12 protein-coding genes are annotated in these 12,291 nt (G+C 74.2%); all 12 read right to left on the bottom strand.

What is annotated here, in order from left to right:
- Positions 1 to 97: 97 nt before the first annotated feature.
- Positions 98 to 451, bottom strand: a complete 354-nt coding sequence (locus AB0N04_RS19620; protein WP_360210158.1) for a cytidine deaminase — start codon at positions 449 to 451, stop codon at positions 98 to 100.
- Between the two features lie 93 nt (positions 452 to 544).
- Positions 545 to 1,084, bottom strand: a complete 540-nt coding sequence (locus AB0N04_RS19615) for a DUF4383 domain-containing protein (protein ID WP_360210160.1) — start codon at positions 1,082 to 1,084, stop codon at positions 545 to 547.
- Between the two features lie 87 nt (positions 1,085 to 1,171).
- Positions 1,172 to 1,408, bottom strand: coding sequence for a hypothetical protein (locus AB0N04_RS19610; protein ID WP_360210162.1), 237 nt, complete (start codon positions 1,406 to 1,408; stop codon positions 1,172 to 1,174).
- A 33-nt stretch (positions 1,409 to 1,441) separates the two neighbouring features.
- Complete coding sequence (locus AB0N04_RS19605) at positions 1,442 to 2,767, bottom strand: hemolysin family protein (protein WP_360210164.1); 1,326 nt, start codon at positions 2,765 to 2,767, stop codon at positions 1,442 to 1,444.
- Positions 2,768 to 2,786: 19 nt separating this feature from the next.
- The gene (ybeY, locus tag AB0N04_RS19600; protein WP_030061268.1) at positions 2,787 to 3,281 is read right to left on the bottom strand and encodes an rRNA maturation RNase YbeY; all 495 of its coding nucleotides are present in this window, start codon (positions 3,279 to 3,281) and stop codon (positions 2,787 to 2,789) included.
- A 14-nt stretch (positions 3,282 to 3,295) separates the two neighbouring features.
- Positions 3,296 to 4,312 carry a PhoH family protein gene (locus AB0N04_RS19595; protein ID WP_360210212.1) on the bottom strand — a complete coding sequence of 339 codons (1,017 nt, stop codon included), beginning with the start codon at positions 4,310 to 4,312 and terminating at the stop codon, positions 3,296 to 3,298.
- A gap of 277 nt (positions 4,313 to 4,589) precedes the next feature.
- A complete protein-coding gene (locus AB0N04_RS19590) occupies positions 4,590 to 5,513 on the bottom strand; it encodes a ribonuclease Z (RefSeq protein WP_360210166.1) in 924 nt (307 codons plus the stop codon).
- An 8-nt stretch (positions 5,514 to 5,521) separates the two neighbouring features.
- Positions 5,522 to 5,875 carry a histidine triad nucleotide-binding protein gene (locus tag AB0N04_RS19585; protein WP_360210168.1) on the bottom strand — a complete coding sequence of 118 codons (354 nt, stop codon included), beginning with the start codon at positions 5,873 to 5,875 and terminating at the stop codon, positions 5,522 to 5,524.
- Between the two features lie 44 nt (positions 5,876 to 5,919).
- Positions 5,920 to 6,711 (bottom strand): RDD family protein, encoded by a 792-nt coding sequence (locus tag AB0N04_RS19580; protein WP_360210170.1) that lies wholly within the window; start codon positions 6,709 to 6,711, stop codon positions 5,920 to 5,922.
- A gap of 166 nt (positions 6,712 to 6,877) precedes the next feature.
- On the bottom strand, positions 6,878 to 10,141 hold the full coding sequence (locus AB0N04_RS19575; RefSeq protein WP_360210172.1) for a PDZ domain-containing protein: 3,264 nt from the start codon (positions 10,139 to 10,141) through the stop codon (positions 6,878 to 6,880).
- Positions 10,142 to 10,225: 84 nt separating this feature from the next.
- Positions 10,226 to 10,981, bottom strand: a complete 756-nt coding sequence (locus AB0N04_RS19570) for a 16S rRNA (uracil(1498)-N(3))-methyltransferase (protein ID WP_360210174.1) — start codon at positions 10,979 to 10,981, stop codon at positions 10,226 to 10,228.
- Between the two features lie 117 nt (positions 10,982 to 11,098).
- The gene (gene dnaJ / locus AB0N04_RS19565; RefSeq protein WP_360210176.1) at positions 11,099 to 12,241 is read right to left on the bottom strand and encodes a molecular chaperone DnaJ; all 1,143 of its coding nucleotides are present in this window, start codon (positions 12,239 to 12,241) and stop codon (positions 11,099 to 11,101) included.
- Between the last annotated feature and the right edge of the window lie 50 nt (positions 12,242 to 12,291).

Below are 12,291 nucleotides of genomic sequence, written 5' to 3'. Positions count from 1 at the left end.
GCCCCGGCGGGGCTCCGGACGCCCCGTGGGGCCCCGACCCCCGAACAGGGGCCCGGGCCGGGAGCCCGGACAGCCCCCGGACGGCCCCCGCAGTGCCTCAGCGGGCCTCGACCGCCACCCGCAGCATCCCGTCCACCCCGGCCAGCAGCACCGGCGTCCCGGCCCCGCCGAGGTCCCGGACGGCCGCCAGGTCGGCCTCGGCCGGCTGCTCCGCCTCGCTCACCACGGCGGCCGCCTCCAGCGACTTCGCGCCGCTGGCCACCGCCATCGCCACCGCCGTCTGCAGGGCGCTCAGCCGCAGCGACTCCAGCGCGACCGTCCCGGCCACGTAGGTGCGGCCGGTCTCGTCGCGCACCGCGGCCCCCTCGGCCACGCCGTTGCGGGCGCGGGCCGAGCGGGCCAGGGTGATGATCTTCTTGTCTTCGGGGTCGAGCTCGACGATGTCACTCATGCCGCCGAGCATAGGCGGCCCGCCCCGGCGCCGGTCCGGCGACCGGTCGCCCGCCCGGCGGAGCGGGCGGACCGGCCCGGGAAGGCTCCGGACTCAGTGCCCCACGGGATTGGGCGGCCCCGGGCGGAGGATCCTGACGAAGGTCTTCGGCCCGTTGGGCAGCGGCTCCTCGCGCCCGGCGCGCTCGCGCCAGTACGGGTTGTCGTGCGGCAGGTGGCTGCTCACCCTGCCGTACATCCCGAAGGTCGTCAGGACCACTCCGAAGACGAACGCGAACAGCACGTTCGCCATCCGGAAGTTGAGGATGTTGGCGTCCGGCCGCCCGAGCACCGTCAGGCCGTAGAAGCCGGAGAGGACGAACAGCACGCCGACGGCCATGTTCAGGTTGGACGCGAAGTTCCCGCCGATCACCGCGCCCACCACCAGGACCGCGCCCGCCACGATGGACAGGATGCTCAGCGCCCCGTTGGTCGACAGCCCGGCGACGTCCGAGCCGTGGGTGGAGAGGAAACCCGGGTGGTCGGCCAGCCCCAGGCACCCGAACACGATCAGGAAGACCCCTCCGAGCCCCGCACCGATCCGCCACACCGTGACGAGCCGGTTGTCGACGGGCAGTTCGTCTTGCAGCTTCATGGCGGCCTCCACCATGGTGTAGTCGGCCCGGCCGTGGTCCAGCCGTCCAGGCGTCACGGCACCGGGCAGTGATCCACAGGGCACCCCCTAGCTGTAGGGGTGGCTCCCCTGCATGTGCGGCACCTCGTGCATGTAGAGCGAGCCGCACTGCTGGCAGCAGCGCAGCCCCGTGCCCCACTCCTGCTCGGGCCGCGTGTCGGCGTCGTCGGCCATGCTGCGGCCGCAGAGCGCCGTCGCGGGGTCGGTCTCGCGTACCACGTGCCAGACCTTGACCCCGCCGGCCGTACCCTGCGGGCCGTGCTCCGCGCGAAGTTGGTGCGTCATGCCCTCCATGGTCGCTCCGCGACCGCCCGGCCGCTACTCGCCGAACTCCGCCGCCGCCTCCTCGACCTCCCGGACGGGGGTGGCGACCATCGAGCCGATGCGGTTGCGGCGCCCCGCCGAGGACTCGGCGGTCAGCAGGATCCCGGCCAGGCCGGTGCCGGCCGGCTCGGGCAGCGGGATCTCGCAGGCGGAGCCGGGGATCGGCACCCGCCCGAGGTGCTTGGCCAGCAGGCCGCCCACCGTCTCGACGTCCTCGTCCTCCAGCTCGACGCCGAACAGCTCGCCGAGGTCCTCCACCAGCAGCCGGGCGGTGATCCGGTACGAGCCGTCGCCCAGGTCCTCGATCGGCGCGATCTCCCGGTCGTACTCGTCGGTGATCTCGCCGACGATCTCCTCCAGGATGTCCTCGATGGTGACCAGGCCGGCGGTGCCGCCGTACTCGTCGATCACGATGGCCACGTGCGAACGGCGCTGCTGCATCTCGCGCAGCAGGTCCGCGGCCGGCTTGGAGTCCGGCACGAAGACGGCCGGGCGCATCACCGCGCCGACCTCCTCGGACTCCGCCTCGCGGTTGATGTGGGTGCGCCGGACCAGGTCCTTCAGGTAGACGATGCCGACCACGTCGTCCTCGTTGTCCCCGACCACCGGGATCCGCGAGAAGCCCGAGCGCAGCGCCAGGGTGAGCGCCTGCCGGACGGTCTTGTGCCGCTCGATCATCACCAGGTCGGTGCGCGGCACCATCACCTCGCGCACGATGGTGTCGCCCAGTTCGAAGACCGAGTGCACCATCCGGCGCTCCTCGTCCTCGATCAGGTCGTCCTTCTCGGCGAGGTCCACCAGCGCGCGCAGCTCCGCCTCGGAGGCGAACGGGCCCTCGCGGTAGCCCTTGCCCGGGGTCAGCGCGTTGCCGAGCAGGATCAGCAGCCGCGGGATCGGGCCGAGCACGGCCGCCAGCGGCAGCAGCACGAAGGAGGCCGCGGTCGACGTGGTGAGCGGGTGCTGGCGCCCGATCGTGCGCGGCGAGACGCCCACCGCGACGAAGGACACCAGCACCATCACGCCGAACGCCAGCAGGACGGCCTGCCAGGTCGGCTCGACGTTGCGCACGCAGACCACGGTGACCAGCACGGCAGCCGCCATCTCGCTGGCCACCCGGATCAGGGTGGCCAGGTTGAGGTAGCGGATGGGGTCGGAGGCGAGGGTCAGCAGCCGCGCCGAACCGCGCCGGCCGACCCGCACCGCCTCCTCCGCCCGGAACCGGGAGACCCGGGAGATCCCCGCCTCGGCGCACGCGGCCAGCCAGCCGAGGACGACCAGCAGCACGGCACCCAGGATGAAGCTCGTACTCTCACCACTCACAGGGGTTCGGGCTCCGCGCTCAGTGGGTGGTGGGGGCCGGGGAGATGCCGCCGAGGCCGCGGCCCGCCCGCCAGTCGTCGAGGATGCGCTTCTGGAGGGCGAACATCTCCTCCTCCTCCTCGGGCTCCTCGTGGTCGTAGCCGAGGACGTGCAGCACGCCGTGGACGGTGAGCAGCTGCAGCTCCTCGTCCATCGAGTGCTTGGAGGGGGCCGCCTTGCCCTGCTGCTCGGCGACCTCGGGGCAGAGCACGATGTCCCCGAGCAGGCCCTGCGGCAGCTCCTCGCCCTCCTTGCCGGGACGCAGCTCGTCCATCGGGAAGGACATCACGTCGGTGGGTCCGGGGAGGTCCATCCACTGGATGTGCAGCTCCTCCATCGCCGCACCGTCCACCAGGATCACGGACAGTTCGGACTGCGGGTGGATCCGCATCTTGTCCAGGGCGAAGCGGGCGACGTCGAGGATGGCTTCCTCGTCGGCGTCCCAACCGGACTCGTTGGCGATGTCGATCGACATGACGGGCTGCGTACTCAGCTTTCGGTGCGATGGGACTGGCGGGGTGCGCGGGAGCCGCGCCGCTGGGCGGGCTTGCGGGCGGACGAGGGGTTCTCCTCGGCCTCCTGCCGGGCGTCCCAGCGCTCGTAGGCGTCCACGATCCGGCCGACCAGCTTGTGGCGGACCACGTCGGTGCTGGTGAGGACGGAGAAGTGGATGTCGGGCACGTCGGCCAGGATCTCCTGGACGACCTTGAGGCCGCTGCGGGTGCCGCCCGGGAGGTCGATCTGGCTGGTGTCGCCGGTGACCACCACCCGGGAGTTGAAACCGAGGCGGGTGAGGAACATCTTCATCTGCTCGGGCGAGGTGTTCTGGGCCTCGTCCAGGATGATGAAGGCGTCGTTGAGGGTGCGGCCGCGCATGTACGCCAGCGGCGCGACCTCGATGGTGCCGGCCGCCATCAGGCGCGGGATGGAGTCCGGGTCCATCATGTCGTGCAGCGCGTCGTAGAGCGGGCGCAGGTACGGGTCGATCTTCTCGTAGAGCGTGCCGGGCAGGAAGCCCAGCCGCTCGCCCGCCTCGACCGCCGGGCGGGTCAGGATGATCCGGTTGACCTCCTTGGCCTGCAGGGCCTGGACGGCCTTGGCCATCGCGAGGTAGGTCTTGCCGGTACCGGCGGGGCCGAGGCCGAAGACGATCGTGTGCTTGTCGATCGCGTCGACGTAGCGCTGCTGGTTGAGGGTCTTGGGGCGGATCGTGCGGCCCCGGTTGGACAGGATGTTCGCGGTGAACACCTGGGACGGCGCCGGGCTGTCCGGGTCCTCCGCGGCACCGCGGAGCATGGCGATGGAGCGCTCCACGGAGTCCTCCGTCAGGGGCTGGCCGGTGCGCAGCACCAGCATCATCTCGGTGAAGAGCCGCTGCACGAGCGCGACCTCGGCGCGGGCTCCGGTGGCGGTCACCTCGTTGCCGCGGACGTGGATGTCGGCGGCGGGGAACCCCTGTTCGATCACCCGCAGCAGTGAGTCCGCGGTGCCGAGCAGGGTGACCATCGGGTGCTTCTCGGGGATGACGATCCGGGCGCTGACGCGGCCGTCGTCGGCCGGTTCGGGGCGCGACTGTCCGTTGGTACGGGTCTGCGATGTGTCACTCATAGGTCGGCGCTGGGGCCTGCCTCATCCCATCCGTGGTGTCGTGTGCCGCTCGGTCCTCCGGGGCACCAGGGTACGCCGCGCACGTGATCGCCGCGGCGGGCGGCGGGGCCGCACCCGACGATGCTGCGGCAGATCGCGGGGCGGCGCGAGCCCTTTTCGGCGTGCTCCGCGCGGTTCAGCCCTGCCGCCTCGGCGGGACGGGCACCCGGGCGAGGTCCTCGGCGAGCACCAGGTGCCCGTCGAAGTGCTTGCGGGCGTCGGCCAGGTGCTGCCCGAGGTCCGGGTAGCGCTGGGAGAAGTGGGTCAGCACCAGGGTCCGCGCGCCGGCCTCGGCGGCGACCTTGGCGGCCTGCCCGGCGGTGAGGTGGCCGTGGTCCTCGGCGAGGCGGGCGTCGGCGTCGGTGAAGGTCGACTCGACGACCAGCAGGTCGGTGCCCTCGGCCAGTTCGTGGACGCCGTCGCAGAGCCGGGTGTCCATCACGAAGGCGAAGCGCTGGCCCGGCCGGGGCTCGCTCACCTCGTCCAGGGTGACCAGCCGGCCGTCGACCTCGGTCGCGCCCTCGTGCTGCAGCCGGCCGACCGCGGGGCCGTGGACGCCGAGGGCGGCGAGCCGCTCGGGCACCAGGCGGCGGCCGTCCGGCTCGGACAGCCGGTAGCCGAAGGACTCCACCGGGTGGGAGAGCCGCACGGCGTCCAGGGCGAACCGGGCGCCGGGCGCCGGCAGCGGGCCCGGCTCGTCGATCGGGCGGGGGCGCAGCACGGCCGTCTCGTGGAAGGCGGTGGCGTGCCGCAGCCGCTCGAAGTAGACCTCGCCGGAGGCCGGGAAGTAGACGTCCACCGGGTGGGGGACGCGGTCCAGGTTGATCCGCTGGATCACCCCGGCGAGCCCCAGGCAGTGGTCGCCGTGGAAGTGCGTCACGGCGATCCGGGTGATCTGGGTGGCCGAGACCCCGGCGTGCAGCATCTGCCGCTGGGTGCCCTCGCCGGGGTCGAACAGCAGGCCCTCGCCGTCCCAGCGGAGCAGGTAGCCGTTGTGGTTGCGGTGCCGGGTGGGCACCTGGCTGGCGGTGCCGAGGACGACGAGTTCGCGCTGTGACACGGAGAGCCTCAGACCATGCTCTCGGTCATCGGCTTGCCGCCGAGCACGTGGACGTGGGCGTGGAAGACCGTCTGGCCGGCGCCGGCCCCGGTGTTGAAGATCAGCCGGTAGTCCTCGATGCCCTCGTCCCGGGCCACCGCGCCCGCCTCGGCGAGCAGTTCGCCGGCGATCTGCGGCTCCGCGGCGGCCAGCGCGGCGGCGTTCGGGTAGTGGACGTGCGGGATGACCAGGACGTGCACCGGGGCCTTGGGGGCGATGTCGCGGAAGGCGAGCACGCGCTCGGTCTTGCGCAGGACGGTCGCCGGGATCTCGCCCGCCACGATCTTGCAGAACAGGCAGTCGGACTGCGGCTCGCCGGCCATCGGCTACTCCTCGGGTTCGGGTCGCGGGGCGGTACGGCGGCAGCCTAGCCGAGCCGCCCGACCGCCTGCTGGTACTCCTGCAGGTGCTTCCAGCGGACGGAGCGCATCCCGACGATGTCGCCGTCGTCCAGGTCGAAGTCCTCGGACAGCAGGGTGACCGCGAGGAAGACGAAGCCGAGCAGCCAGCGCCGGGTCAGCCGCCAGGTGTTCGGGCGCATGACGCCCTTGCGGCGCACCACCCGCATCGCCAGGATCCCCTTGCCCACGCTGAACCCGGTCAGGCGGGCGAGCACCACCTGGTTGAGGAAGGACGCGGCGAGTCCGACCAGCAGCTGCGCCACGAAGTAGGGCACGGCCGGGCCCGCGGCGTGGGACGCGTGGCCGGCCACCGCGTGCGCGGCGGGCCTGGGACGGCTGGCCGCGTTGGCGGCGACGAAGCCGAGGCCGACGGCGAACAGGAAGTCGAGCACGATCGCCAGGAAGCGCCGACCGCCGCCCGCCTCCTTGGGGCAGGGCGGCCGGTGCGCGGCGGGCTGCGGCTGCCCGTACGGCTGCTGGTGGGGCGCCTGCTGGTAGGGCGGGTACGGCGCCTGCGGCGGCTGGGGCTGCTGGTACTGCGGCTGCCCCGGGTACGGCTGGGCCTGCGGGTTCCGGCCGTGGGCGCCCTGCCCGTACGGGTCCTGGCCGTACGGGTTCTGGCCGTGGGCGCCCTGCCCGTACGGGTTCTGCCCGTACGGGTTCTGGCCGTGGGCGCCCTGCCCGTACGGGTTCTGCCCGTACGGGTCCGGGTGCTGCCCGTACTGCTGCGGTTGCGGCTGCGGATAGCCCTGTGCCATGTGCTCCCCCGTGAGCTGTGGATGCTCGTTCCCGATCGGGATCGATCAAGAACAGCCCCGCATCCTACTCACCGCCCGGAGCGGGAAGTCGGCCCGTCCGACTTCCCGCTCCGCCGGCCTCCCCCGCCGCCGGCTTCCCCCGCCCCCGGGTGCGCGGGCGGCCCCGCTACTCCCAGGGCAGCGCGGGCGCCGGCCGGGCCGGGGTCGCGGCGAGGGCCTCCAGCGCGATCCGGACCCCCTCGGCCAGCTGCGGGTCCTCCCCGGCCGCCCACTGGTGCGGGGCGAACGGCACCTCGACGTCCGGGTCGACGCCGTGGTTCTCCACGCCCCAGCCGTAGGTCTCCAGCCAGAACGCGTACTTGGGCTGGGTCACCAGGGTGCCGTCGACCAGCCGGTACCGGCTGTCGATGCCGATCACCCCGCCCCAGGTCCGGGTGCCGACCACCGGGCCGAGGCCGAGCGCCTGGATCGCGGCGTTGACGATGTCGCCGTCCGAGCCGGAGAACTCGTTGCAGAGCGCGACCAGCGGCCCGCGCGGCGCGTCACCGGGGTAGGGCAGCGGGCTGGCGATGTCCCGGGCGACGTCCCAGCCGACGATCCGGCGGGCCAGCTTCTCGATCACCAGCTGCGAGGTGTGGCCGCCGCGGTTCTCCCGGATGTCGACGACCACGCCCTCCCGGGCCATCTCCGAGCGCAGGTCGCGGTGGATCTGGGCCCAGCCGGTGGTCTGCATGTCGGGGACGTGCAGGTAGCCCAGGCGCCCGCCGGACAGCTCGCGCACCGCGGCACGCCGCCCGGCCACCCAGTCGTGGTAGCGCAGCGGCTCCTCGTCGGCGAGCGGCACGACCACCGGGTGCCGCTGGTCGGTGCCGTCCTTTCCGGCCACCGTCAGCTCGACCGGCTGCCCGGCGGTACCGGCCAGCAGCGGGGCCGGGCCGGTGACCGGGTCGACCGGGCGGCCGTTCACGGCCAGGACGGCGTCCCCCGGGCGGACGGCCGCGCCGGGCGCCGCCAGCGGCGAGCGGGCCCGCGGGTCGGAGGACTCGCCGGGCAGGATCCGGGCGATCCGCCACTGGTCGCCGTCCTTGACCAGGTCGGCCCCGAGCAGGCCCTGGCGCCGGGCCGGCTCGGTGTGCAGGCCGTGCGGCATCACGTAGGCGTGCGAGGTGCCGAGCTCGCCGTGCACCTCCCAGAGCAGGTCCACCAGGTCGTCGTGGGAGCCGACCCGGTCGACCAGCGGCCGGTAGCGGTCCAGGACGCCGTCCCAGTCCACGCCGCCCAGGTCGGGGCGCCAGAAGTTGTCCCGCATCAGGCGGCCGTTCTCGTCGAACATCTGCCGCCACTCGGCGGCCGGGTCCACCGTCACCCGCAGCCGGGCCAGGTCGACGGCCACCTCGTCGTCCTCGCCGCCCGCCTTGTGGTCAGCCGGGACGATCCGCAGCTCGCCCTCGTCCAGCACCGCCACCCGGGTGCCGTCCCCGCTGACCGCGAAGGAGTCGAGCCCGTGCACCAGCTGCTCGGCGCGGCGCTTGCGCAGGTCGAAGCGCTCCAGGGTGGGCCGGGGCCGCTCGTCCTCCAGCGAGGCGGCCTCGTCGCCGAGTTCGCCGAGCAGCGGGACCCGGCTCCACAGCACGCCGTCCTTGACCGCCCTGAGCGAGTCGAAGCGGCCGCCCTCGACCGGGAACGGGACGATCCGGTCGGCGATGCCGTCCAGGTCGACCCTGGTCACCGGCGCGGCGTCGGCGGCGGCCTCCTCGCCGTCCGCCTTCTTGCCGCGCGGCTCGTCCTCGTCCCCGCCGATCGAACGCCCGGCCCGCTGCGGCCCGAACGGCGACGGCGTGTCCGCGGCCAGCGTGATCAGGTACGGGCGGCAGCCGTTGGGGAACGACAGGTCGAAGACGTGCGAGTCGTAGACCGGGTCGAAGTTGCGCACCGACAGGAACACCAGGTAGCGGCCGTCCGCGGTGAACGCCGGCGAGGTGTCGATGAAGCGCTGCTGGGTGGCCTCGCCGACGGTGCGGGTGGCCAGGTTGGCCAGCACGATCTGGCGCAGCGAGTACGGGCCCATCCCCGGCACCGGGCGCGACCACGCCAGCCACGCCGAGTCCGGGCTGAAGGCCAGCCCGCTCACCTCGCCGTCGGTGCTGCGGGCCAGCTCGTGCACGGTGCCGTCGGCGAGCGAGACCAGCAGCACCCGGCCGTCGTGCACGCCGAGCGCCGCCTGCTTGCCGTCCGGCGACACCACCAGGGAGTTCACCCGGCCGAGCTGCCCGGCCGCCAGCCGTCGGCGCTCGGCGCCCTGCACCGCGGGGGCGAACTCCAGGGCGTCCTCGCCCTCGGCGTCGCTGACCCAGAGCACGCCCTGCCCGCCGTCCTCGCCCGGGACGACCCGGGCCAGCCGGGCGCGCACGCCCGGCGTCTCGTCCAGCACCCGGGCCGGGCCCTCTCGGTGGGTCAGCCAGTGCACCCCGCCGCGCACCACCACGGCGCTCGCCCGGCCGGTGCGGTCGGGGGCGACGGACTCCAGCCAGTGCGCGGCGTACACCGGGCGCGGGCGGCGGCCGCTGCGCGGGCCGGCCAGCCGGACGTCCGGGCGGCGCGCCTCGGCACCGTCCAGGTCGTCCAGCAGCCAGAGGTCGCCGGCGCGGTGGAAGACCACCCGGGTGCCGTCGGTGCTGGCGTTGCGGGCGTAGAAGCCGTCCGGGGAGGTGGTGTGCCGGCGCAGGTCCGAACCGTCGGGGAGGCTGGAGTACAGCTCGCCGACGCCTTCGTGGTCGGAGAGGAAGGCGATCCGCTCCCCCACCCACAGCGGCGAGGAGAGCTGGCCGTCCAGCTCCTCGTGGACGCGGACGAACTCGTCCCGGCCGATCCACAGCTTGCCCGCCCGGCCGCCCCGGTACCGCTTCCACCAGGCCGGCTCGCGGTTGTTGACGGTGGCCAGCAGCACCCTCCCCCGGTCCTCGGCCGGGTCGGCACCCGCGCCGTCCGGCTCGAGGGCGAGCCCGCCGACCGGTCCGTACGGCAGCCGCTCCGACGCGCCGCCGTCCAGCGGCACGGCGTGCGCCCAGGTGCGGCGCAGCGTGGCCTCGCCCGCGGTGGTGGTGGCGATCGGGCGGCCGTCCGCCGTCCAGCCCTGCAGCTGGGTCTGGTCGCTGCCCCAGTGGGTGAGCCGGCGGGAGGGGCCTCCGTCGACCGGCACCACGTGCACCTCGGGCGCGCCGTCCCGGGTGGAGGTGAAGGCGATGTGCCGCCCGTCGGGGGCGAACCGGGGGTGGTGGACCGGCAGGTGGTCGGCCGTCAGCCGCCAGGCCCGGCCGCCGTCCAGCGGGGCCAGCCAGACGTCGTTCTCGGCGACGAAGGTGATCAGGTCACCGTGCAGATGGGGGTGGCGCAGGTAGGCGCCCGCAGGGGTGCTCAGGGGTTCCGTCACGCGGCCAGCGTAGGCACGTGCGCGTACGACGCGCTCCGCTTTTCGCAGACTCCGGCGCCCGGGCGAGCCGCCCGGTCCGGCCGGTCAGGACCAGCGGCCGGTGCGCCCCAGCAGCAGTGCGCCGGCGGCCACGCCGGCGGTCGAGGTGCGCAGCACCGAGGGGCCCAGCCGGTACGGCCCGGCGCCCGCCTCGGCGAAGGCCGCCAGCTCCTCCGGGGAGACCCCGCCCTCCGGGCCCACCACCAGCACCAGGTCGCCGCCCTCCGGCAGCTCGGCGTGCGCCAGCGGCCGGGAGCCCTCCTCGTGCAGCACGGCGGCGAACGCCGCGGCGGCCAGCACCGGCGCCAGCTGCCGGGTGGTCATCGGCTCGCGCACCTCGGGGAAGCGCAGCCGGCGGGACTGCTTGCCCGCCTCCCGGGCGGTGGCCCGCCACTTGGCGAGCGCCTTGGCACCCCGGTCGCCCTTCCACTGGGTGATGCAGCGGGAGGCGGACCACGGGATCACCACGTCCACGCCGACCTCGGTCATGGTCTCCACCGCCAGCTCGCCGCGGTCGCCCTTGGGCAGGGCCTGGACGACGACGATCCGCGGCGCCGGCGCCGGCTCCGGCTCCCGGCGCACCGCCGCCACCGCGACGTCGATCGCGTCCTTGCCGAGCACCTCGGCGACCGTGCCGTCCACGCCCAGGCCCAGGCCGTCGGCGAGGGTCACCGCCTCACCGGCGGTCAGCCGCTTCACCGCGGCCGCGTGCCGCCCCTCCGGCCCGTCCAGGCGCACCACGGTGCCGGGCGCGGCGGCGGCGATCCGCTCGGTCTCGACGACGAAGACGGGGGCGGTCATGCGGGGAACCTCCGGTGGTGGGGCGGAGCGGGGGCGCTCCGGCTGGGCGGGCACGCGAAACCGGGCGGGCACGCGAAAGGGGTGCCGGGCGGATCCCCGGCACCCCCGCGCGGACGGCTACCGGCCGTTGAACGCGTCCTTCAGGCGCGAGAACAGGCCCTGCTGGCCCGGCGCGAACTGGCCGGCCGGCCGCTCCTCGCCGCGCAGCACCGCGAGCCGGCGCAGCAGCTCCTCCTGCTCGGCGTCGAGCTTGGTCGGCGTCTGCACCTCGACGTGCACTATCAGGTCGCCCCGGCCGCCGCCGCGCAGGTGGGTGATGCCCCGCCCGTGCAGCGGGATCGACTGCCCGGACTGGGTGCCCGGCCGGATGTCGACCTCCTCCAGCCCGTCGAGGGTCTGCAGCGGCACCTGGGTGCCGAGCGCGGCCGCCGTCATCGGGATGGTGACGGTGCAGTGCAGGTCGTCCCCGCGCCGCTGGAAGACGGTGTGGGTGGTCTCGGCGATCTCGACGTACAGGTCGCCGGCCGGGCCGCCGCCGGGGCCGACCTCGCCCTCGCCGGCCAGCTGGATCCGGGTGCCGTTGTCGACGCCCGCCGGGATCTTGACGGTCAGGGTGCGGCGGGCGCGCACGCGGCCGTCGCCGGCGCACTCCGGGCACGGGGTCGGCACGACGGTGCCGAAGCCCTGGCACTGCGGGCAGGGGCGGGAGGTCATGACCTGGCCCAGGAAGGACCGGGTGACCTGGGAGACCTCGCCCTTGCCGCGGCACATGTCACAGGTCTGCGCGGAGGTGCCGGGGGCCGCGCCCTCGCCGCTGCAGGTGGTGCAGGTGACCGCCGTGTCGACCTGGAGCTCCTTGGTGGTGCCGAACGCGGCCTCCTCCAGGGTGATCTCCAGCCGGATCATGGCGTCCTGCCCGCGCCGGGTCCGCGAGCGCGGTCCGCGCTGGCCGGCCGCGGCGCCGAAGAAGGCGTCCATGATGTCCGAGAAGCCGAATCCGGCCGCGCCGGCGCCGAAGCCGCCCGCGCCCGCGCCGCCGCCCGGGGACAGCGGGTCGCCGCCGAGGTCGTAGACCTGGCGCTTCTGCGGGTCGGAGAGCACCTCGTAGGCGGCGTTGATCTCCTTGAACCGCTCCTGCGTCTTCGGGTCCGGGTTGACGTCCGGGTGCAGTTCGCGTGCCAGGCGCCGGAACGCCTTCTTGATCTCGTCCTGCCCCGCATCCCGTCGGACGCCGAGTACCGCGTAGTAGTCCGTGGCCACCAAATGCTCCGCTTGTTCCGCCTGTAGAAGTGCTGCGACTGGACACCGCC

Origin of the sequence: Kitasatospora sp. NPDC051702 (assembly GCF_040681575.1) — a bacterium.
Lineage (GTDB): Bacteria > Actinomycetota > Actinomycetes > Streptomycetales > Streptomycetaceae > Kitasatospora.
Note: the sequence above shows the minus strand (reverse complement) of the source record. Positions and strands in the feature narration are given on the sequence as shown.

Excerpts from the sequence above, each read along its gene's own strand:
- AB0N04_RS19585 (WP_360210168.1), bottom strand. The coding sequence starts at position 5,875 with ATGGCCGGCGAGCCGCAGTCCGACTGCCTGTTCTGCAAGATCGTGGCG.
- AB0N04_RS19620 (WP_360210158.1), bottom strand. The coding sequence starts at position 451 with ATGAGTGACATCGTCGAGCTCGACCCCGAAGACAAGAAGATCATCACC.
- AB0N04_RS19580 (WP_360210170.1), bottom strand. The coding sequence starts at position 6,711 with ATGGCACAGGGCTATCCGCAGCCGCAACCGCAGCAGTACGGGCAGCAC.
- AB0N04_RS19610 (WP_360210162.1), bottom strand. The coding sequence starts at position 1,408 with ATGACGCACCAACTTCGCGCGGAGCACGGCCCGCAGGGTACGGCCGGC.
- AB0N04_RS19595 (WP_360210212.1), bottom strand. The coding sequence starts at position 4,312 with ATGGTCACCCTGCTCGGCACCGCGGACTCACTGCTGCGGGTGATCGAA.
- AB0N04_RS19615 (WP_360210160.1), bottom strand. The coding sequence starts at position 1,084 with ATGAAGCTGCAAGACGAACTGCCCGTCGACAACCGGCTCGTCACGGTG.
- ybeY (WP_030061268.1), bottom strand. The coding sequence starts at position 3,281 with ATGTCGATCGACATCGCCAACGAGTCCGGTTGGGACGCCGACGAGGAA.
- AB0N04_RS19570 (WP_360210174.1), bottom strand. The coding sequence starts at position 10,981 with ATGACCGCCCCCGTCTTCGTCGTCGAGACCGAGCGGATCGCCGCCGCC.